This is a genomic window from Vibrio qingdaonensis, from assembly GCF_026191675.1.
Taxonomy (GTDB): Bacteria; Pseudomonadota; Gammaproteobacteria; order Enterobacterales; family Vibrionaceae; genus Vibrio; species Vibrio qingdaonensis.
The window spans coordinates 1-23,262 of record NZ_JAKRRY010000043.1; the positions used below are offsets into that span (position 1 = coordinate 1).

Sequence of the window (23,262 nt, forward strand, 5' to 3'; positions counted from 1 at the left end):
CTCGAAGTTTTCGGGTTTTTCATCAATGTATAAATAGTATTTAGGCTGAGGGCGTTCGAAGCTTTCACCGGTGATCACGGCACTTTTTCCTTTGTCCATAAAGGCAAAGACTTGAGCCATAAATTCGGTATTATCATTTTCATTGTTAAAATTTGCTCGAGCTGTAGGTTGAACAAAGAAGTTGGCAGGCCAGAACTGTCGTTTTTTGTGCTCGCTGTACAACAATAAGTTAAGGCCTTGCATCATTTCACGGTAACCAAGGCTATCAAAATGACAAGCGGCAACCTTGCCCCTACGCCATGTGTAGACTATTTTTCGCTCGCGATCAAAGTAGATGTCCGCCATTCTGGGTAAACAAAGAAAGGCAATGGTGCCAGCTAAGGAGATCATCAATAGCACACAAATAGCACCAATTTTCTTGTACACAAAATCTCTGTAGTCTTCATCGCCATATAGAGTAACAGCTTTAATAAGAGTGACTTTTGAACCCGTTCCGTCTTCATCTACTAACGTACGATAGTACATGTCTCGCTTCTCATCGTATTCTCTACCAATATTCTTATATGATTGATTTAAATCAATCATATAGTGGGCGCTACTAACCATCCCCTCATTAGGTCCAAAGCTACTGAGCATATGAAACGATAGGCCCCAGAAGGCCAATACAAAAGGCGCTATGTAGACAAACCGAACGGTTTGTGTTGGGGTAGCAACTGATAGCGTTGTATCGTTAACCTGCATGATTGAATTTTGCGGATCTTGATAGGCATCCAGCGTGACTCTGTCATTGAGCCACTCTCGCAGCTCGATGAATTTTTTGGCATGCCTTAGCAACCCAAAAAATCCTCTTTTATTTCTTTTCTCTATCATTACAGTAACTCATCGTCTTTCAGGACAATAAAGGCCTGTTTTGCCAACCCATTTTGAGTCAACATCCGTTTGGGGGCTATTACATCAGGCCTAGGTTGATAGTACCAATATAAGTTTGCATTATTCTCCAACTCGACCTCCACGGTCAGATGTAATGATGCGTTTTCGAGTTTATGCTTAGCCGGATCAGCCAATGCATGTTGAAGTGCATCAGCAAACGCTTTTGTTGCGCTTTCATCAAGTTGCATTGAATATTGGTTTGGCTGAATCATCTCTAACTTGCGTTTTTGAATTGAACCCACGATTTCAGACACACCCTTGACATAGGCTGGGAGCACGAATTGGTAGGTCACTTTTTATTTATTTTCCAAAGGTGTAACCTTAAATCGCATGACCTCTTACCCGATTTGTACGGTAGTGGGAAACTAGGTCATCTTCAGCGGCAAGAGCCCCTTCAACACGCTGCTCAAAGTTATCCGGCTTTTTATCCTTACGTAAGAAGTATTTTGCTGGCTCCCTTCTAAATGATTCTCCTGTAATTACCGCTTCTTTGCCATGCTCCATAAACGCTAAGATTTGAGCTAATGGGTAAGTCATATCGCCTTCTCGATGAAAAGAAAGCTTACCGATATCAATACCCATTATCCCCATCGGTCGGTAGCCCGTTTGGTTTTTGTTCTCAAATTGCAATACGATATTTAAGCCAAGGTGGTTTTCTAATATCCCCATTTTGTCAAATGATGCCGCTCCAACCCTTCCATGTCGCCACGAGTAGACAATTTGCCGGTTTCGATCAAAGTAAACTTCCGCGTCTTGAGGTTTGAGTAAAAAAAGCAACCACGCTCCTAAAGATAAAGCGCACATCAGGGCAAGGAAGCCTGTCGTTGAGAGAAAACTATCTAATTTTCCTCGTTGCTTCAGCGCTCTCATATGAGTGAACAATGTGACATTACCGTCTTGCTCAAAATAGATGCTAAAGGATTGAATTTGTTTATCTTCATCAGCTACTCTTCCACGATAGTAGCTCTCATCATCCTTTCGCCCTTCTTTCTGAAAGTCTATAATCCAGCGTTCGTATTTATTTTTTCTATCTTGGTGAAATTCAATCATACGCTCAGCTCGAGCCTTTTGAGACTCAAAGTTATATTTGTAGCTAGAATCGTAGATAAAATACAGGGTTAATATGGTTAGCATCAGCATCCATGGCACGACAATGGTATTGCGGCGAGTATGATAACCAGTCCTTAACGTCAACAGATTGTCATTGACCGTCATAAACGGTTCGAGCGGGTCTTTCATTGGGACAACAATCACTTCTGCTCGAAATTGCGCCCACCATTTTGAAAAAGGTTGCGCTTTTGTTGTGAATATTCCTTTAGAGCCGCGATTCATTTACTTTCCCCAAGGTGTAGTATTTGGTTTTTCATCAAGCATGCCTATTTGACTCGTGCTTATGTAGCCGCTGTTGGTTAAATAGCGTTTTGGCACAATGGTGTTTGGCGTCGGTTCGTAGCACCAGAGCAGACGAGCCGGATGTGAAAATTCGACATTGACCGTGACATGCAGGCCGTCTTCTTTGGCGATACATAACGTCCTATCTTCAAATGCCGCCGCCAACGCACTCCTGAAGTTTTCGGTCATGGCCTTATCGGGCTCAGGGACCGAGTAAGCCGCGTATTTGGCGTCATCCAGTTCACGAAAAACCGAACCATGCAATTGAGATATGTTCATTTTAAAATCTGGCAAAACGAACACATAACTGAGCTTGTAACGATATGGCGCTGAACCATACGGACGAATACTGTTATCCACTATTGAGAGTTTTGGTGCGTAGAAATAGTTCAAAAACTCCTGAGACTCGACGTTCAATGCGGCATCAAAGTATTTGATGTTATCAGATGTCACAGCATTTATAACATCTATTCTGTCCCCAGCAGTACTCGTATCCTCTTGTTTTTTAAAGTCATTCCAAAACGGGTAATGCTCACTGGTCCCCCAGAAAGAGCTGTAAAGTAAGTTTTCAAAACTATTTTTGCCAAATCGGTCGATTTGATATGCGCTAAATAGCAAGCCAGTAAGACCAACGGCAAATAATATGACTCCAGCAAAGCCACCAATGACAGAAAATGCCACCAATACACTTGAGACGCCACCAACAACATAGCCTAACCGAGCTTTGTCATTACCTGCTCTATCACTGGTAAATGCATCCCAGAAGTAAATAAACGCCATTGCTACGTTTGCACCTACAACAAGTCCTTTTATCGGCGCTGCCGCTAGACGCGTATCTAGACGCTGACTGTAAGCTTGTAAACTGCGTACTCCGAGCTTTTCAGCTAACTGCTTACTCATATTCGGTAACTGCTTTTGAAGAGCAAGAAGTGCCCTCTCAGTTCTGCGTGCTGCAACATTTACTCCCTTAGCACTATACTGGCTAAGAGTAATACTGTCTGCGGTAATTGCCGCGAGCGTAGATAGCATTTTCACCGTACGATACAAATATTCTTTGTCATCATTGACGGGATCAAGTGTATCGAATTGTGTTTGAGCCAAAAGATCATTGATGGTATTTACATTTGCTTGGTACGACCAATAGGTCAGTCCTAAGCCTGCACTTTCTTGAGCGAAGTGGAGAAGTGTTTTGGTAGGGAGCTTATCGGCCATCTTTTTGAGCCATTCAGGTGCTGATGCGGTTGGCTCAGCTTCCAGCAATTCGAAAATACGTTGCTCTGCTTGGTTTGCTTTCATTTCAGACCAATTGAGAAGCTTTTCTCCAAATTGCACGTTTGATTTGATCGAGCTTTTGTGACCTTCTTGTTTATCAATTAAGTTTTCGATGTCATCGAGAGCCACGTTAAGTCGATTCCCCGTAAACCGAACTCCTAAGAAGGCATCAAATAATGTTGGTAAGGTTGCTCTATAAAAGCACTCTAACCCAGAATTTCCCAGTAACTTAGTGCCATAAGTGAACTCAGCTTGTATACGAGCTAAATAATTACCTATAGAAGTTAATACGGGAGGAACAGCATGGTGCCAATTTATTTGTTCTTGAGGCTGAAGAAATACTATCTGAATGGCCTTTAGAGCAATTCCCCACACCTTATCTAATGGGGTGAGTTCTTCTGTATGAAAGGCTTCACCAACCCATCTATCCATGCTTTCAATGCCTTCTTCACTTGCGGTCACGCCTTCAAAAAGCGACCCAAGCAGGAGCAGAAGTTTACCCATCTCAGCAGCAGGATCGATAATGCCTTGCTGACGAATATCAAAGTAGTGTCTTAGATAGCAAGTAAGCGAGCCAACTTCATCTTCAGCGCCTCTACCCGCTACATAGTAGTCCATTAAGTCGAGATATCTTTGACGCTGTTTTTTATTGTTGTCAATTTCAATTCCATAATCTCTTAAATAATTGTTCAGGTCTTTTATCGCTAGGTTCTCTTCTGCTGCTTTCTTAACTTCCGGAATATCGCTTTTAAGACACGACTGTGCGTATTGACCAATCGTCAAAGGGTATTGGTTGACACTTACATAGGCTTGCTGCTCAACAACATTTTTCGAGATGGCTTTGGAGATATCACGCTGACGACCAACAGGATCAAACAAAGCCACCAACGTACCATCTTTATGCTCGCTATGGCTTTTTTGCATGGTTTCTACTATGCCTTCAGCCGCAAGGTGATAACTTAGTGCGGTGGTGGCCAAATCGAGGCCATGGGGCATCGGTTTGGCGCTGTCTTTGTCTGCCAACCACTTCTCATCGTTATTACGATAATCTTCAACCAATTTACTCAAGTTATCTTGTGTGGCTTTTTGGCTGAACTCCGTGTTCGGTGCACTTAGGTCAACCCGCTGCATAGACTTTCCACGTAACTCCTCATCATCGTTCATCTTATCGATGATGGCAGCTGACCATTCATGCTCAGAGTAAGCAATGGATATGTGCTTGGTTTCTGCGGTGACGAACGCAAAGGGATAGAAGGTGGAGCCAGATGATGTATCGAGCGTTAAACCATCTTGGGCGTTTTCTTCATTGGTAAAATAGTACTTCTCAAACTTCTCAATCACCCCCGTTGGGGTGTCGGTTTGAGCGTACTTAAAGATATGAAACGGCTGCGCCTCGTCTTCTCCTTCTTCCTTAATGTATATCCAACCTTCACGGAGTAAGCGAAGCAGATAACCGCCCGTTTCGTTCAACCCTGATGCGGCGACCATATCAGTCATGGTCGGTGGCGCTTGCGCTGGCATCAGCTCGCCAAAGAAGTTCGCGTAGCCATAGCGCACCGGATAAATGGGGATCACATTTTGAATCACACCAGCCACTTCATTCATATAAGGCTCAACCGTATCAATCGATTGAGTGGTATTCACTACCGCGGGTATGGCTCGATTTTCTGTCGCATATAAATTTTCTGGCGCTTTAGTGACGTGCACATTGGTTGTGTTAGCAAGTAGAAGTGAAGCTTTAGTCTGAAGTTTGGTAAACGTTCCTGAAATTAACTTTGGTAATCCCTTCATATAAGCGTTTAGCGTATTAATATGCTTATCGAATACATCTTCAGATAAATACGCATATTGAAGCTTACTGGCTTCATCACGTAAGAAGGTGAGTCGAGCTTTGATTTTACCGAATAGAGCTTCGAATTCATCATTGATGGTTTTTTGCGCCGCTTGCCATTCATAACGGCTTAAGTAAGTTTGTGGATTGCCCTTACCACGTGCTCGCATATACGCGAGCATTCGGTCAGCATTTTCATGGGGTGCCAGTCTTAGTAACACAGAGAGTATTTCGCCCTCCTCTAATACAATCGGAAGCGTGTACGCCAAAAGCGCCTCTGTCGTATGGGGTAAAGGCTGATTTAAGTGGCCAATAATGGCGGTACACGTTTGACCAAACTCATAGGCAGTTTCAGGATGAAAATGGCAGAAATGCAACTTGATTTCGGTTTCTACCATATCTTGGAAGAATTGATCTTCACTCAAGGACGCGCCAATACATCCCCAAGGGGTACCAATCGTATCAATTTTAGTCGGTTGCCAAAAGCCACGCCCACCCTTGCTTGCCATGTCAAAAAATTCATCATCTGGCGTTGACTCTGAATAACGAGGGTTTTCTCTGCGTATTGGCGTGACGACAAAATCATCTTGGCTTTCTTGCGCAACAATTTTGACTTTTCCTGGTTTTAGCTCCGCCGTCGTGCTTTTGCCATTCTCATCTAAAATGCCGGAAGTCACCGGCGCACCTTGCTCATTCATTAGTGTATATTGGGCATTGGTTAACCGTTGTCCATTAGGGTAACGTACACTCACATCCACCACATCGGTGCTTTCTAAATCTTCATCGACACTGACAGAGGGGTTTTGTACCCCCCCTAAACACATGGTATTAGCCGCGTTCATTGTCATTTGGTCGGAAAGGCGCGCGACGCCTTTACCTTCAATGATCACATCCGGCGAAGCAGAAATAAACTCAGCTTCAGCTTCAATAGTACCGGAAGATATACCTTTCTTATCGCCGCCTGCATCACCCGTACTTTTTGAAAACGTACTGCCTTTTAGCGCTATGCTATTACCTCCATCTGCACTGACCGAGGTTGAACCACCCGCCAAATCTGCCGATTTAGCATTATTGCCATATGGAATAGGAACAACTGGCTTGCCGACTGTCGTCAAACAAACATCGGGTAGCGTTGCGTTAGCTTCGCCTCCTGAGCCTTTGTGAACAACACTCAACCCATTTGCGGCTATCGTTACTGCCATATGTAATAACTCCTTGGCTAATTTAAAGTGATTTTGGTGGCTTGAATTCTCTGCATTTTTTCAGCAGTGCTATTAATCGTTTTAGCAGTCGTCTTGATGCTACTATTTTTCGCCGTCATCGTTATTTGAGCGTCACCAGAACGTATAACAACCTCTTCTTCACCTTGTATCTGCATTTTTTTAGAACGAAAGACAAGGCATTCACTGCTAATCAAAGAGGTGTAGATATTAGTGAGGATGGGAAGGTTAATATCACCAGTGAAGAACTCAATACGACAATCCAGTTGGTTGTCAATCGCCAGTTCAATATCAGACATCGTAAATGCTCGCCCGATACTTGCCCAAATAGGTTGACCCAAAGGGTTATTTTCAAAGTCTACTTTGACTCTATTTAAGTCCTGATGAAGTTCGATCACCCACCCGAAACGTGAATTCAATTCTGGGGTGTGCTCTGGTTGCTCATACATGCGCATTACTTCGTTGATGTAAATATCGAGCAATGATATCAATTAAGTTAGAGAAGACACTTTTTCTAACCATCTGAGATACGTCGACTCTCCCCCTCGTTTGCAATGAACTTATAGTTATTATGACCATCACACTAGGTAATATAAATATAGCGTTAGCCATAAGGCATAAATCACCAATAACATGAAAATCAATAATCGAGATATGCGTCACGCTTTGTATTTTTAGGATACACTCGCTGCTCACGTCATTCTCGAAAAGTCGCATAAAAATCAGAACAAGCGGTATCAAATTGGTAGTAGCGACAAAAACCAGCCCAAAGGCGTCTGGCACAAGGCACCATTTTAAATACGTTCTACTATTGATAGACTTCAAGCAACTGTTGAAATTTTAGATCAATCAAAACATACGTAGCCGCGTACATAAGAGCAAGTGTGACCCCACTAACAGTAAGGATCAACTTTGGTGACACTACTCTTTTTAGAGGCTTCTTTAGATACTTAGCGTTCAAATTAACGAGAGAAACTTTCTCTTGTTCAGCTAACCTATCATCACGAACCAAACGATAAATTGTGCTACCGATCTCAGCTAACTTCTCATTGCCACGTTCTTCCCGACCATATTTACCTTGAAAGCCCAATTGAAGTAGCAAATAAAGAAACTCTATCACATGGCGGTATTTCCTAGGATCTGTCTTCAAACGTTCAAGAATGATAAAGAACTTATCACCGCCAGACGTTTCGTTGTGAAATTCAGACAGTAAACTGTTTTGGCTCCAGTAACTGTTCGCACCCCATTCTTGTCGACACACTGATTCATCCATTGCCGCACACAAGCAATAACGAATAACTAAAATCGATGCACGATCAAGCTCCATATCGTTAAGTTTACGTTCACCCTTTCGTATTTCACGCGCGACTTGTTCTCGAAACGGCATCGGATCATCTAGCCAAGGGATAGAAGACATACATGACAGGCTTGCGATCAGCCAAGTAAATTGGTCAACAAGTGGGTTAACACCCATGTTTTCAATGTTCAAATTACGCACTGAGATGTTGCGAGATAAATCTGGAGCAGGCATTACCTCCATTGGCTTGCCTGGCTCAGGTTGGAATAACACTACCGTCGCATCGGTTTCTGCGTAACTCATAAACGGACTGCCCATAGTTGCAGTGATAAATTCGCGAAGTCACCGGCTACATGAACCGCAATAGCAGCGGCATTCTTAAGCGCAGCCCACTCTTCACACGCTTTATCCAGTTCGAAATAGGTATAACCAGCATGATAAGGAAGTGATCGGGGTACGACAGGCATAGGTTTAATTTCGATACCCGGAAGCTGTAAGTTAATCAAATCGCGAATATTATCAATCGAACCAATCTTCGTTTGGCTAATAAATTGCGTGTGTAAAACGTCCAAAGTAACGTCCGCTTTAACCGCAAGAATAAACGTAGTGTTATCCACTAATTTGCTATCAGTAATGGCCGCTGTGCGAATGCCATATTTTTGTTCGGTTAGTGCCAGTGGCACTGCACGTTGCTCAGACATCACACTCAGCGTCATCTTAGCGCTTTCTAATGATCTCGATAGACACGAGGTTAAATCACCATGATTATATTTAGTGAACTCTTGAGGACGTCGAGATACAGAACAAAGGGTTGATAACTCACCTTCCGCTTGCACAAGCACGCGATACAAAGATTCAGGATGTACTCCATCAACACTCGCAAAGTGCCAAAACAAAGGCTCATAACGGTTTAATGCTTGCAAAAGCATAAAATCAGACACCGAAGAAACACCTTGTTGATCAACAACACCGAGTCGTTGCACGATAGATTCGGCTCTGTGCTTTAACATAGAAGCAAACTCTGTCGCGAATTTGCTCAAAACGACGGAAGCATGAATATCGACGCAGGTTGGAATGAAGCTGTCGTCTAAGATGACACTTCCATCTGGCTTTACTTCAGAAATCTTTAAAATAGGGATCGAAGTATAAGCACTTTTATCCTCATGGTCATATTTCAAGCAAAAGCTAAGTTTACCAACAATAATACTCGCCATATCTTCAGAGTCGTAACAAGCATCAACCGCTTCTTGCGACTCCATATTGTACCGTGCACCGTTTTGTTTTGAACCAAATAGCTCCGAGCGCTCTGAGGGTAACGGACAACATAAGTACACCACTTTGTCCGCGATAGCAGGATCGACATCTTTCACTTCTGGCAGTTCGGCTAACAAAGGTAAGTCGAATGGTGTGCGGTCTTGTAAAATCCCTTCAGCTCGAGTAATGCCTATTTTTCCAAGAACCAACAGCTCGTTATTAATCTCTAACCGTTTAATACCCCAGTGAAGAGGAGAACTATAGGAACTCAACATATTTGACAGTTTACTTTGAGAACGATCTAACTGTTGAAAATGCTGAGGCTTCATGAACATCCCATCTTGCCAAACAACTGGATTGTATAAAGACATCTATCTATCCTTTAAAAGTAAACTTGTTCAATACCGCGAGTATTATTTGATGACAATTTGCTATCTTCTAATTTAAGCCTCAGGAAGTACTCACTTTTCTCTTCAATTACTTCTACTTGACGCCATGAAGAGCCGTTTATATCTCTAAATGCGACCGAGAACCCAACCGCTCTTGTCGATGGGTCAAGCACCAGCATTTCACTGACCACATCACCTGGTTGCAATTGATATTCATAGCGCTTTATATACTCATCCCCCAATGATGCTTTATCATTTTCAAAAAGAGCAAAAAAATCCAAACTTCGAAACAGAACGGGTGATGTCAATTCGTGCACACGTAAGATCACTGGGGAGGATTGACCGCCCTCTCGTTGGTTGAGATTCGATGATGCTTCAATCACTAATTCAATCGATGATGTTTCAGGTGTAATACCTGATGACTCCTTAAATTGGTCCCACATCGAGCAACCTGATAGCAATATAACCCCAATACATATGGCGACACTACGCATGACTTTCCTTAGTTGATTTGTTATATATTTCTTTAATTTGACCTTGCAACGAAGTCTCATGTAACTGACGTCGCTTATGTGTGTAAAACTCAGTATATTCTGACCACAACTTCGATTTTGTAGTAAATATAGAGCCTTTAACATAATCATCCTCAAATCGCATAGGATCCGTTATAGTTGATTGCTTGATGAGTAAATCACTAACTGCTTTGCTATAAATGGTTCGGTGCTTTTGAAGTTCATCTAACATTTGTTCAATCAATTCTGTAGGCGCCAGTAAATCTTGACTATTCAATATCAGCATTAGCTCAGTTAGATTCGCCTCTTGTTGTATATTTTCTGGCTCATCTTTAATCAATTCAATTTCGCGAAGTTCTTTTTGTAAGTTATCCATACATAAGCGAAGACAGGTTCCCATCTGTTTAAAAAACTCAGGTTCCTTACTAATCAAATCAGCCTCATTAATACCAAGCCCTTCGCAGAACGCCTGTGCTAAATCTTTCGTAACAACAAACTGACCTAAGTCTTGAGAACTATCATTCCCCAACTCTCCCTGAAGATTGCTCGTAATCTCTTTTTCATTATGCGGAGTGGGTTCTTGTGCTGTAGGTACAAACGGCTGCGTTACTTCTTCCCACTTTTGGCGACTGTCTTCACCAACATTAAGTTGTCTTGGTTTACTTCCTACACCTTCAAGTGATGGATGCGTTCCTTCTACTTTGCCCTTTTCGCTCGAGTAAGCATTTTGATGATGAATAAACGCTCCATCTGGTTTATCTTGATCCTGTTCTAACTGAGTTTTCAATTTTTCCATTCCCATCCAATCTTCTGGGATTAGACTCGACAACTCAATTTCAGAGTGAATACTTAGGCTATCGTCTACGATCTGGCGGCTATTATTAATCGAATTGACCTGACTGCTTTCAAGATTATTTTCATCGCTGATTAAATGGTCATCTTCGCTATGCATAGAAAACTGAAGGTGTGCGACAGGGTCATGGCTCTCGATTTCATCGAGTTTTGTTTCCATAAATATATCTTCAAGCGAGCCTACCTGAACGCTTTCTTCCACAACCACTTCACCCAGATTAACTAATGGATCCGTCGAGTCTCGTTCAGGTGCAATATCAGATGCAATATCTTGTGTCGCTACAACTTGCTCTAGGGCGATACTAATCTCGTACTGCCCCATTGATATAATATCGCCATCACAAATCGAGACAGGTTGATTTTTTAGGATTTTGTTACCATTAACTAAAATACCATTAGTGCTAACATCACTGATATAAAATGTATCCCCGTAAACACTAATTAAACAATGAGTACCCGAAATAAACCGGTTATGGTCTATGAGAGATAAAGTACAACCAGCAGAACGACCAATTGAACCACCACTTTCAGGCATTTCAAACTGCTTAACACCTACGTATTCTTCTGGGCACTTTGAAATAAATAGAACGAGCTGATTTAAGCGCATTATAAGCCTCTAGAATAAGAGTGAAACTGTCAGCTCAACACCGCCGAGGCCACTATTGTAGACAGGATGAATGTAAGACACTTGTGGAATTATTTGTAAATGCGCATCCGGGCTACTACCCAATTTGATCACACTACCTATCGTTGCTACAGCGCCCAACTCAAATTGTTCAACATCATCAAGCTGATTACCATATTTATACCCATCTTTGTCTACTTCCCATCGATTTGAGTATTGTGAAAACCCAGCAGAAAGGCCAGCACCGATATAAGGTGTAAAGATACTCCATGAATCTAGGGCAAACTGAGGAACAACGCGAAATTCATAGTTCGTGACTTCTTGATAAACACCATTGCTAGGTGCCTCTATTTGCTCACTCAAATAATTAAAACCTAACCACCAACGCCAACGGTTGTTATTTTTATCGATAGGACGAGTATGAACGATTCCATAACGTAAAGAATCCTTTTGACCGCTAGAACCTTGATCGTATTCCATACTTTCAATTGCTAGCATATTCACTGAAATGCCATATCGTTCGCCTTTCGCAACCGCAAAAGATGAAAACAGGCACACAACTGAAATCAGCCCGACATTAATTGGTTTTAGCATTTACTTCCTCTAGGTCGTTCCCCTGGTACAATTTGGAGGAAAGATAACAAGTATCTCTTTTTTTTCAACCCGCTAATAACCACCTCGAACAAATAAGTCAAATTACCTAACAATAAATGTCAAATACCTACTGATATGAACATTGTAATCTTCTCTTCATTACGAAAATAAGGATGACGTACCGTAATCAACTCGTAAGCCAACATTTCAGGAAAGCTCTTCAAACAACACAGGATTCGCCTGGTAAAGAAAATTCACTAATATTTAGAACCAAAAAATGATATCTTCGTTCCACTTTCTCATACTTTTTATCCACTGCAAAAATAGACAAGTGTCGATATATAATTCTAATTTATTCTGGACTCACAAATTATTACACTCATAAATTTATTTATAAATCAATATAAAATCCAAAACTGAGATTAGCATCACAATTAATTGAATTTAATTGTTAGCCGAGTTTATAGTTATTTAATTTTATTTTTTTGCCGATAGAATTCATCAAATAAAAATCACTAAAAATCACTAAAAATCACTAAAAATATCGCGCATTCTGAATATGCAGAATGACAAAATTATAAATAAGAACTCAGTTGGAACCAACATTCATGATTTTTACCGACTTCGCAAGAAGACCTATCGACGAAACTTTGCCCAGCGGGATCAACCCAAACAATTTGGAAGAGTTCAACGAAATAAAGCAACAAATAAACAACCTAAATAAGGTAACTGGTCGCACTTCGTGGAAATTAGTCCAAACATTATCGAAGAAAATCCTCGTATCACATAGCAAGGATTTTCGGTGCAGCTGCTACTACACCGTTGCAGCTAATCAGAATGAAGGGCTAAAAGGCTTAGTTGAGGGGTTAAGCTCGCTACTCGATCTTTGCGTTGTTTACTGGTTTAGTGCTTTTCCAGAACACTCAAAATCAAACGCTCGGATTAGTGCCATTGAATGGATGGTAGAAAACATAGAAAAACGAATTCAGAAAAAAAATGTGACCCAAGATGACCTTCCTTTAATTGAAGCTAGCCATCAGCTTTGCATTCGTATTGAAGAAGAATTACGCCTCCATTATGGTATTAAAGCACCTTCACTAGGTAGAATCCATCGCATTTTAAAACGTTGGATAGAGGACCTGAAAGAACGCAAGATTCGAGATATTGCGATATTAGAACAAAGCAAAAAAAAACCCGTTCACTCAGTTCCGGTTATATCGCCCCCTGTTGGAGTAAGTATCGACATCCCTTCGAGTGCATCCAAACAGCCGCAAGAGGAAGCAAAGCTTAACCCTAGTAAACACGCATCTGGACGACTGGCAATCTATTCAATGATAGGGATTATAGTAATAGCGTTAGTCTCTCATTTTGCTCATAAACAGCACACCTATTTATCGCTCGAAAATCAAATCGCGCACGCGTCCATAACTGAACTCAAACCTGTATTAGACTCGTTAGGTTACGACAATCATATCTATTCTAGCGACTTGAGAAGCGCTGTTGTTAAACGGCTTGACTTACTGCTTACAGATTGGGCTTCCGACCCGATAAAAGTCAGTGAGGTAAACACTATCTCTGCGCTCACGGAACAATTAATTGTACTTTACCCTGACTCATCATCAGCACGACTTCTACACGAAAGTTTCACTCGTCAGCGGATTAAATTTGAATCAGATTTTCAAACATTACTTAATCGCTTTACATCTGCAAGAACCACATTTGCCAACGTTAAAATAAACAATTCTGACTCCGATTCGGCTAAAGCATACGAGTATAGCAACTCTTTATTCCCGCTTCTGGGTCGAATTGAATACGCAGAAAAAAACGCAAAACAAGATGAGCTTGACCGCTCTATCTTAATTCTCAATACGTACTTATATAAACTTAATCAATTACAAGCGTCTATTGGCGTACAGAAAAACAACTAATCAAAATAGAAACCAAGGCTTATGTTCAAACACAAACTCTTTAGAAACCCAGTGATTGTTTCCAGCGCTGTGGCAGTGCTGTTATCAGCACTCATCATCGCCATTTATATTATCTGGTTAGATAACTCTCAAAAACCTTATCTTTGGCTTGGTTTAGGTGCTATTGCTTTCTTATACGCAATTTTTCAAATTACTCTTTGGTTCAAAAAGAGGAACGGCACCTCAACTCAAAAGTTGGAGACTGAAGATGAAGCGCTTGCGATGGTGATTAAACCACTTCTTGACAGCGCAAGGAAAAAGCCTATTTATCTGTTGATTGGCAATAAAGGGTCGGGCCGAAGCCAATTTTTAACCAACTCTAACGCCATTAAACCAATAGACAAAAATCGCACAGCGAAGAACGATTTCTTCGAATGGTACGAATCAGATCATGCCGTTTACATCAAACCTGATCACCGTTTGGTATTCCAAGATATATCAAGCAGTGATGAGTCATTATGGAATAGGTTGATTGAAGAGATAATACGTCATAGACCAAGAAAGCCTTTTGCTGGGTGCCTGCTTTTTATCGACTTCGAATGTCTTATCGTTTCTGAACCTGAACAGCTCGATTATATTCAAAGTGCATTACTCGAACGCCTTAAGTCTATTAATGACAAAACTTCTTCAGCGCTTCCTGTGTACCTCATGATGTCTAAACTAGATAAACTAGAAGGCTTTAAGGAATACATACATTTCAGCTCTTTGAAAACAAACGTGGAGTTTCTATCTATTCCTCTTAAAGACGCGAAAGGCGTTATCACTGAGTATTATAATGATAGTTACCGTAACCTAGTTAAGGTGATGGAAGTTAACGCTCTGGACTCTTCCGCTCACTCTAATGACGTTAGCGAGAAACAAGCCATTCTCTCTTTCCCTAAGCAATTCGAATTGTGCCAAGCGGAGATCAGTTTAATTGTAGAGCGAATTTGCCAAGTAAACACCGGATCATATTCACTAGATTTAAGAGAGATTTTCTTTAATTCGAGTCTTCAAGGGGGGAGGAAGTACAACTTACTTGCTAAAAGTTGCAGTAGCTATTTTAATTTGCCAATTATTGCTTCTGAGCACACACAGTTAGCCGAAACGCCCTACTTCACTCGATTCCTTATTGACGCAAAAATATTGCCAGAAAGTGACTTTGCTGGTGAAAATAAAACTCACCTTCGCTTAATTCAAAAGCAAAGCCGACTTGCCTTTTCACTGTGCTTTGTTTTACTTGTAGCAAGTGGATACTTCTTTGCTACAACACTTGATAGCAACCTTCGCGTAATCAATCAATTAATCGGCATTGAAAATAAAGAACAGGTAACCCAAGAGCAAATTGAGTTTACTAAGCTACTCGTGCAAGCCAATGATACCGTTCAACCTTCGTATAACGCCTGGCTCACTGGAACGAAAGCACTCGACCAAGAACTAGTGTCGATGAATGTAAGTCGTTTAGATAAAAGTACCAAAATTGCATATCAAGCGTTACTTAATGAAGTATCTCAAAAGTTAATGCCAGTAATTGAGAAAGGCTACCGAATTCAATTAACTCAAAATCAAGATGAAGTTCACCGTGCTTTGCCACTCTTAAAAGGGTATTTAATGCTTAAAGACCCATCTAAGCGTGATCTGCAGTTTCTTCGTCAACAAACACTCGCTACCTTAACTGACTTGAGCGACCAACCTGAAGTCATTAATGAAGCAATGAACTACTTAGACGCGTATTTCCGAACCAAGTTTGAGCCAGTCCCAATTAATATGGACATAGTGCGTGCGACGCGTCGAAACTTACTTGCAAACTCCAATGTTGATCTTGTTTATGCAAGTCTATTGCAGCAAGCTCATAGTATTGACTTAGGTAGGTTAGACCTAAGTCGTGTCGTCGGATTCGATTTCAATAATGTGTTCACCGATTCTCAAGAAAATGACCGCTTGATCATCGATAAAATCTACACATCCACAGGATTCAGTACCTTTTATCGTCCGCGAGTCGATCTCATGTCTCAGCAAGTGATCAGCGATAACTGGGTTCTTGGCTTATCAAATCACGTTATCCCAACACCACAAGAGCAAGAAGCATTTAAAGCTGATGTACGTAAAAAATATACCGATGATTACATTAGTTACTGGAGGAACGCCCTCAGTGAACTAAAAGTACGCCGTTATAACGATGTGGGGCAATTAACGAACGCCATTGACCTTATTTCAGGACCATCATCACCGATGACAACAATCCTCAAACAAGTTTATACCAACACTCAGTTTTCTCCAGTAGGAGAAAACAGCGCTCTTTTGTCACAAGTTAACCCTAAATTGCAAGAGGTCGTTGATACTGCATCAGCAATAACAGAGGAAGTCGTTAAACCAGACTACTTACTGGTAAAAAGAGTGGAACAAGCCTTTTACTTGTTAAACCAATTACAGATTAGTGAAACTCCTAATTCACCTACTCCGTGGGACGAAACGATTGCTGCACTCAGTCAAGTACGCACCTACATGAAGAATATTGCAGATGCTCCAGACCCTCAGATGGCAGCTCTTTCTGCAGCTCAACACCGAATGAACAGTACTGACACCGATCCAATCATTCGATTAAAGCAAATCGCTCAAAAGTCACCTGAACCCGTAAAAAGCTGGCTCCTAGGCATTGTAAACCAAAGCTGGTCTGTCATGATCGCAGAATCGTCTAAGGGAATACAAACGCTGTGGTACAGTAATATTTATACTAAATTTAAAGATTTGGGACTTAATAAATACCCATTCAACCTGACATCAAGTGAAGAGATTTCCCTTGAAGACTTTGAATTGTTATTTGCTACAGGTGGGTTACTCGATTCCTTTATTCAGAAAAACTTCGCGCCCTTTTACGACACAAACTTGTGGCAACCAAAAGAAGTTGAAGGTCAAACGATGCCACTATCTCCAGAACTTCTTGTTCAGTTAAGAAATTATAATGTCATTCGAGACACTCTAATCAACAAAAACACCAACAGAGTAAGCATCCCATTTAGCGCTAAAGTCCTCGATCTTGACTCAAGTGCCATTCGTGCACGCGTTAATATCGCCGACGTCGATATTAGTTACTATCACGGACCTAGTAGAATTCGTGAACTTCAATGGCCTCCTCAAAATGGGGATTTTAATATCAGCATTACAATCCAAGATGTAACAGATGAAGGCAAACAGCACGTATTAAGTAAGAGTGGTCAATGGGCTATATATCGCCTGTTCGGTGATTCAACACTAACAAACACTCATAACGGCAGTTTCATCAGCGACATCAAGGTTTCGGGTAGAGATTTGAGCCTACGTATCACCCCTCTTACCCAAAAAAATCCGTTTACTCTAGCGGAACTTTACAATTTCACACTTCCAGAAACTATATAAAAACAAAAAAACAACAAGGCAGAAAACACATGATGGCAAATATGAATTTACAAGGCTTAGACAAATTGGACCGAAAAATTCTTTCGAATCTTTTATCAAATGGACGCGAATCTATCGCCAACCTATCTCGGAACATTGGTTTATCTCGGACTGCCGTCGCAGAACGAATCAACAGACTCGAAAAAACGGGTATTATAAAAGGCTACACCGCTCAGATCCGAGTTGAAAATGAAGGACGCAAAGCAGCGAGCTACTTACTTATTTCATGCGAAAAAGGCAAAAAGAATGAGGTAAGTAATGCCCTCAAAGAACTTCCTGAAGTTCGCCTAACCAGCATCGTGGGCGGCTCTTACGATATTATCGCGCTTATAGAAGCGCCTGATTTACACTCAATTCACCATTTGTGTAATGAAATTGAATCTTTCGTCGGTATCCGCTCGCTAAACACTACTGTTGTATTACACCAACCGATTAGCCGCTGATCCGTCGCTCGCATAATAAGCCGCTCAAATGAGCGGCTTATTAGATACTACCAATTACTTTAATCTGCGCATCTTGTGCAGACGGTTTTCCTAGCCAAAATGTTTGTCCTAAATTATTCCCTTTCCCTTGCCCAAGCATATTCTTTGGTATGCTATCGAGATCGACCGTTAACATGAGATCCCATGACATTGGGTCACGTAGTATGAACCGCATCAACGCCACAAGTGTTCTATGTAGCTCCCCACCATTAGAAAACTGTTTAAACGTGGCAAAATTTATGTTGTCGATACACACGTTAAACTTACCATTAAGATCCGCTACGCTTTGTCCTAAATGTAAGTTTTGACCCAACAGACAATTTGACCGATTGAGTTTGTTTCTCTGTATCGCTGAAATGTTTACCCTTCTATATACCCACTCCTCAATCTTTACACTAGACAATGAAAAGTAATGGGCAACAATACCCGAAATCAACTTTGGTGATCGCGTACGTGTAGATAACTGATTTACATACGAAAGAATTTTGGCACGATCAAGTTCAGCAACGTCACACTCTTGAATCACACTCGATAATCCCGCTAAATGTAACACACGCCCAGAAAATTGATCACTCGCCCCACTCTTATATTGAATATGGTACCGATACTTCTTCCATACTCGATAAAGCAAACTGTTGTATCGGTTATGGAAGAAGTCGAAAAAGTCTTTTACTGGGTTATCTTCAGGATCTCTTCCAGCAAGCTTCTCTGTATAAGTCGCTGGAAGGGGCGAGCTTGAACCATGTAAACCAAGAAAGTTCGTTTCTACCCGAGAGTAGTTCCGCCCATTTCGCTCCATATGTGCGATATAATCCATATCACTCTTTGGGAACGACAAGTTTGGTGAGACACTAAATTCAATTCTCTCTTGATAAAAGTACTTGTTTTCACCCACAGCAACAAAGTCTGTACCGGATTCTAACTGGTAATATTTCTCAAGTAACGAAACCGCCTGATAGAAGCTAAACTCATTTGTACTGGCAGATAATTGGTTAATCATAATATTGTCTGCTGACCTTCTAAGCTTACCCAATGGTAATTTTCACCACTTGCTTCATCGAAGACTTCAAGCTCAGTAAAAGAATTCACGCTCGAATAAAGGCGAATAAACTCATTGAGTACGTTAGCCATCAAAAACATATCACCCTCATTGACAAAAAATGTTGAGTTAGTTACCAACTTGAACTTGTTTCCTCGTACAGATACTCCCCGAAACACTCGATCAATGGGCTTCATCTCTGAAGAAATAATGCCGTCAAGACGATGAATAGATGCTCGGTGCGCTTGACGGTCAACTCGAGAATGGAAGTCATATGTCGATAGTAGGACCTTAAGAACATCAATATTTGCCAGAGACAAGTAGTTAAGTGACATATTCGCAATCAGCTGCCACTGCAGTTCACCGTTCACTTGAGGGCTCACAGATTGTGTTGGTTTTGTTATATTTTTAAACGTCGCATAAGCAGGGGAATTATGAGTTGTATAGATAACATCGCCGACCGACAAGCGTTCCGCTAAATCTGCATTACTGCACTGTAGCTGCATCAAAACCGTTTCAGTTCCTAAATCAGCTATATCACCATTATGAGTGTGGAAAGAGATATAACGCTCCAACCCTCGACCACTGACTCTCTCCCCTACCTTCGACTTGTAAAACTCGCGCTTGTCTCTTTGATTGATATGATGTTCAAATGACTCAAACTCAATGAGAGGCTTACGTCGTCGCTCATCCTTACTCCAACTTTCCACTGTATTGATCGAATACACTTCATAATGTTCTTGATTGGTACTTTGTGGTCGAACTTTGTATTCGTTTCTTCGGTGCTCGAGGCGTATTGGATCACCATCTTTTTCAAACAAATTGACCGCTGGTGTACAATGTAAACGTAAGTGTTTATTTTTTAGAACTAGCTCAGATGGCAACGCACGTTTAAAATGAAAACTCATTTTAACAGTACTGCGTTGGGGAATGCCTCTTAGCCACTTTAATCCATGTATATCAAAGAACATAAACTTGTCAGGCAAAGAGAAATACTCTTGTAATAGCCGATAGCCCGCAAAGGATTTCTTGCTGTACGGTAGTAGTGATTCTTCCTCATCATAACCCACCGGTTTCACGAATTCGGGACCTAATCTATGTTTATAGCCTCCACCAACATCAAGCTCAACATAATCAAGATACCTAAATAACCAAAGAAATACCGTTCTTGTTATGTGTATTTCTCCATGAAGGTGTAACCTCAAAGTATCAAGTCCAATTCTCGACAACTCTAAGCCATGCTCAGTGGATAACGTAACATCAATACTGGAACTCGTGCGGCTGTTTGTTTGCTCAATATTTGTGATTTTTAGTGGATATAAATCCACATCATAGCAAGTCCTGAATTGGCATTGCGTTCCCTCTACCTGCTCGCTAGCCATTTCCGCACCACGCTTAACAACCGTCTTCTCGGTAACACTGCCGGTATAAGGCTTTAACTCGCTGATACACATTGAAGGTACTGAACGCATATAATGAGGCCAAAGTAACGTCATCATAGATTGAGTCAATTCTGGCAGTTCATCGTCTATTTTTTCGCGGATTCGACCAGTCAAGAACGCAAAACCTTCCAAAAGGCGTTCGACATCTGGGTCAAAAGTGCCTTCTGCTAAAAAGTTGGTTAACTTTGGATTGTATTTGGCAAATTCACTGCCTGACTCACGTAAATACGTCAGTTCATCTTGAAAATATTTGCTGCTACTCAAGTGACACCTGCTAAACGTTGAATTGACCGTCGGTTCCCATATAGACATCTATTGACATCGGAACTTTGCCGCCGTTGTGCAAAACTTCGCCGCAAATTCCAAAACCTAATTGCAGAGGGTTATGATGGTCCTCACGGTAATGCACCTCGACATTTCGTAACCGAGGTTCGAAGCTTTCAATCGTGGTTGTAATGTTTTTCTGAATATGACGAACAAGGTTAATATTATTCGACAGAACATCATTAAAATCTGGTAAGCCATATTCACTATCAATCATTGCGTTGCCAGAGTGAGTATTGAGCAAATCAGCGAGATGTAGATGTATCGACTCAACCAGGTGACGATGCGATACCACCTTCTCATAGCAATTTTTTGGCTCATCCAGTTCGATACGTTCTAAAAGCCGATAACCTTTTTCCATACTTTTCCCTACGAAAAAGCAGCCAGAGTACTGGCTGCTTATTGCTACAAACATCTGATTACTGGTCTAGTTTACCAACTAGAGACAGGTCAAAACTTGCACCCATGTACTTAAAGTGTGGACGTACAGACATTGATACTTTGTACCAACCAGGATCGCCTTCAACATCAGATACTTCGACTTTTGCAGCGCGTAACGGTCGACGACCACGAACTTCTGCTGGCGGGTTTTCCTGATCAGAAACGTATTGACGAATCCACTTGTTCAATTCAATTTCTAAGTCAGAACGCTCTTTCCAAGAACCAATTTGTTCACGCTGTAATACTTTGATGTAATGAGCTAAACGATTAATAATGAACATATAAGGTAGTTGTGTACCTAACTTGTAGTTCATCTCTGCTTGTTTACCTTCAGGCGTGTTTGCAAATACTTTTGGCTTCTGTACTGAGTTAGCTGAGAAGAAGGCCGCATTATCAGAACCTTTACGCATTGTTAGCGCGATAAATCCTTCTTCAGCGAGTTCATACTCACGGCGATCGGAAACCAAGATTTCTGTTGGAATCTTAGTTTCTATTTGCCCCATGGCTTCAAAGTTGTAAACAGGCAAATCGAAAACCGCGCCACCGCTTTGTGGACCTATGATATTTGGACACCAACGATATTTAGCGAAAGATTCACTAATTTTAGACGCCATTGCATATGCAGAGTTACCCCAAAGGAAGTTACTATGGCTATCTGTTACCATCTCGTCGTAATCAAATGCCTTAATAGGGTTATCTTCAACTGAATAAGGCGTACGAAGCATAAAACGAGACGTACAAAGGCCAACATAACGTGCGTCTTCATGCTCGCGGAACCCACGCCATTTAGTATACTGAGGCCCCTCAAAGACGGATTTAAGGTCTTTTAAGTTTGGTAGTTCTTCGTAGCTATCGAGACCAAAGAACTGTGATGAAGCCGACGTGATAAACGGTGCGTGTGACATCGCACCGACGTTGCCCATGTATTCCATCAGCTTGATGTCTGGTGACGACGCAGAGAGCTGATAATCACAAACAACTGCCGCTACTGGTTTACCACCAAATTGACCGTACTCTCTGGTATAGATTTGCTTGTAAAGACCAGATTTAACAACTTCTGGAGCATCTTCGAAATCATCAAGAAGCTCGTCTTTCTTTGCAGAAATCAGTTCTATTTGAATGTTTTCTCTAAAATCTGTGTGATCAACCAAATATTTCAAGCCACGCCACGTTGATTCAATTGCTTGAACATCATCATTATGAAGAATCGCGTCTACTTGCTTTGATAATTTCTGGTCAATCTCTGAGATCATAAGATCAACAAGAGACTGATCCACTTTTTCTACAGCGGAATTGCTTAGCAATTCACCAATGAATGCTTCTACGCCGCGTTTTGCAACATCAAAACCTTCATCCGTTGGCTTTAAACGTGTTTCATTTAGAATGCTGTCCAGAAGTGAGCCCGATTCTACTAGAGCCGCTTCTTGTTCTGGCGCTTGTGCTTCTGCTGACATGGTATCCCTTACTCTTCTTTCGCGTCTTGGCTTTCACCAATACTTAGTTCTTCCAAAAGTTTCTTTCTCGCGTCCTCGTCTTGAAGTACGGCTGCAATTTTCTTTCGAAATGCAGGTACGTTGCCAAGGGGCCCCTTCAATGCAACTAGCGCTTCACGTAGCTCCAGCAATCCGTTCAATTCAGGAACGTTTTTCGCAATAGATTCCGGTGAAAAGTCCTTCATGCTTTTGAACGTTAAATCCACGCCAATTGGCGCTCCGTCTTCGTCAGAAAGACGGTTAGCAACGTTCGCTTTGACATTAGGAGCATAGCCATCTAACACCTCATTGAAGTTATCTTTATCGATGTTAATTGGCGTTCTTTCTTCTATTGGCGTTTCATCTGCACGAGCAGTGAAGTCACCGACAACCATCATACTCAACGGCAGTTCTACGTCTTCTTGCGTATCACCTGTCGCTGGAACATAACGGATATTAATTCGCTCTTTAGGAGCCACCGAGCCATCACGTGACATAATTAGTTCCTTCTCT

Annotated in this window: 18 protein-coding genes; 3 read left to right on the forward strand and 15 right to left on the reverse strand. The window is 41.4% G+C overall.

Annotated elements, in window-relative coordinates; all coding sequences use genetic code 11:
• The 10 genes from MD535_RS21865 to MD535_RS21910 all read right to left on the reverse strand — a co-directional run.
• A partial coding sequence (locus MD535_RS21865) for a hypothetical protein (protein WP_265677164.1) occupies nucleotides 1-870 on the reverse strand: 870 nt, incomplete at its 3' end.
• Nucleotides 870-1,223, reverse strand: coding sequence for a hypothetical protein (locus MD535_RS21870; protein ID WP_265677165.1), 354 nt, complete (start codon nucleotides 1,221-1,223; stop codon nucleotides 870-872). The genes MD535_RS21865 and MD535_RS21870, both read right to left, overlap by 1 nt.
• A gap of 28 nt (nucleotides 1,224-1,251) precedes the next feature.
• A complete protein-coding gene (locus MD535_RS21875; protein WP_265677166.1) occupies nucleotides 1,252-2,262 on the reverse strand; it encodes a hypothetical protein in 1,011 nt (336 codons plus the stop codon).
• A complete protein-coding gene (locus MD535_RS21880) occupies nucleotides 2,263-6,627 on the reverse strand; it encodes a PAAR-like domain-containing protein (RefSeq protein ID WP_265677167.1) in 4,365 nt (1,454 codons plus the stop codon).
• Nucleotides 6,628-6,644: 17 nt separating this feature from the next.
• On the reverse strand, nucleotides 6,645-7,094 hold the full coding sequence (locus MD535_RS21885) for a hypothetical protein (protein ID WP_265677168.1): 450 nt from the start codon (nucleotides 7,092-7,094) through the stop codon (nucleotides 6,645-6,647).
• Nucleotides 7,095-7,453: 359 nt separating this feature from the next.
• Nucleotides 7,454-8,245: a type IVB secretion system protein IcmH/DotU gene (gene icmH, locus MD535_RS21890; protein ID WP_265677169.1), complete on the reverse strand. Its 792-nt coding sequence runs from the start codon at nucleotides 8,243-8,245 to the stop codon at nucleotides 7,454-7,456.
• Nucleotides 8,242-9,567: a type VI secretion system baseplate subunit TssK gene (gene tssK, locus MD535_RS21895; RefSeq protein ID WP_265677172.1), complete on the reverse strand. Its 1,326-nt coding sequence runs from the start codon at nucleotides 9,565-9,567 to the stop codon at nucleotides 8,242-8,244. Before tssK ends, icmH begins: the two co-directional genes overlap by 4 nt.
• Before the next feature lie 11 nt (nucleotides 9,568-9,578).
• Entirely contained in the window at nucleotides 9,579-10,079 is a 501-nt protein-coding gene (gene tssJ / locus MD535_RS21900) for a type VI secretion system lipoprotein TssJ (protein WP_265677190.1), read from the reverse strand.
• Entirely contained in the window at nucleotides 10,072-11,556 is a 1,485-nt protein-coding gene (locus MD535_RS21905) for a type VI secretion system-associated FHA domain protein (protein ID WP_265677205.1), read from the reverse strand. Before MD535_RS21905 ends, tssJ begins: the two co-directional genes overlap by 8 nt.
• 9 nt (nucleotides 11,557-11,565) lie before the next feature.
• A complete protein-coding gene (locus MD535_RS21910; protein WP_265677206.1) occupies nucleotides 11,566-12,168 on the reverse strand; it encodes a hypothetical protein in 603 nt (200 codons plus the stop codon).
• 608 nt (nucleotides 12,169-12,776) lie between these two features.
• On the opposite strand from MD535_RS21910, the gene MD535_RS21915 reads away from it, so the two are divergent.
• The 3 genes from MD535_RS21915 to MD535_RS21925 are packed head-to-tail and all read left to right on the forward strand — an operon-like array spanning nucleotide 12,777 to nucleotide 17,992.
• Nucleotides 12,777-14,096 carry a type VI secretion system ImpA family N-terminal domain-containing protein gene (locus tag MD535_RS21915; RefSeq protein WP_265677207.1) on the forward strand — a complete coding sequence of 440 codons (1,320 nt, stop codon included), beginning with the start codon at nucleotides 12,777-12,779 and terminating at the stop codon, nucleotides 14,094-14,096.
• Nucleotides 14,097-14,117: 21 nt separating this feature from the next.
• The gene (gene tssM / locus MD535_RS21920; protein ID WP_265677208.1) at nucleotides 14,118-17,510 is read left to right on the forward strand and encodes a type VI secretion system membrane subunit TssM; all 3,393 of its coding nucleotides are present in this window, start codon (nucleotides 14,118-14,120) and stop codon (nucleotides 17,508-17,510) included.
• A gap of 29 nt (nucleotides 17,511-17,539) precedes the next feature.
• Entirely contained in the window at nucleotides 17,540-17,992 is a 453-nt protein-coding gene (locus MD535_RS21925) for an Lrp/AsnC family transcriptional regulator (RefSeq protein WP_265677210.1), read from the forward strand.
• A 40-nt stretch (nucleotides 17,993-18,032) separates the two neighbouring features.
• On the opposite strand, the gene tssG is transcribed toward MD535_RS21925, so the two are convergent.
• Genes tssG through tssB form a run of 5 tightly spaced genes read right to left on the reverse strand, consistent with a single transcriptional unit; the run spans nucleotide 18,033 to nucleotide 23,246 of the window.
• Nucleotides 18,033-19,031, reverse strand: coding sequence for a type VI secretion system baseplate subunit TssG (tssG, locus tag MD535_RS21930; RefSeq protein WP_265677211.1), 999 nt, complete (start codon nucleotides 19,029-19,031; stop codon nucleotides 18,033-18,035).
• Nucleotides 19,028-20,776: a type VI secretion system baseplate subunit TssF gene (tssF, locus tag MD535_RS21935; RefSeq protein WP_265677213.1), complete on the reverse strand. Its 1,749-nt coding sequence runs from the start codon at nucleotides 20,774-20,776 to the stop codon at nucleotides 19,028-19,030. Before tssF ends, tssG begins: the two co-directional genes overlap by 4 nt.
• Nucleotides 20,777-20,786: 10 nt before the next feature.
• Nucleotides 20,787-21,197, reverse strand: coding sequence for a type VI secretion system baseplate subunit TssE (gene tssE / locus MD535_RS21940; protein ID WP_265677214.1), 411 nt, complete (start codon nucleotides 21,195-21,197; stop codon nucleotides 20,787-20,789).
• A gap of 58 nt (nucleotides 21,198-21,255) precedes the next feature.
• Nucleotides 21,256-22,731, reverse strand: a complete 1,476-nt coding sequence (gene tssC, locus MD535_RS21945; protein WP_265677215.1) for a type VI secretion system contractile sheath large subunit — start codon at nucleotides 22,729-22,731, stop codon at nucleotides 21,256-21,258.
• Nucleotides 22,732-22,739: 8 nt separating this feature from the next.
• Nucleotides 22,740-23,246, reverse strand: coding sequence for a type VI secretion system contractile sheath small subunit (gene tssB / locus MD535_RS21950; protein ID WP_265677216.1), 507 nt, complete (start codon nucleotides 23,244-23,246; stop codon nucleotides 22,740-22,742).
• Between the last annotated feature and the right edge of the window lie 16 nt (nucleotides 23,247-23,262).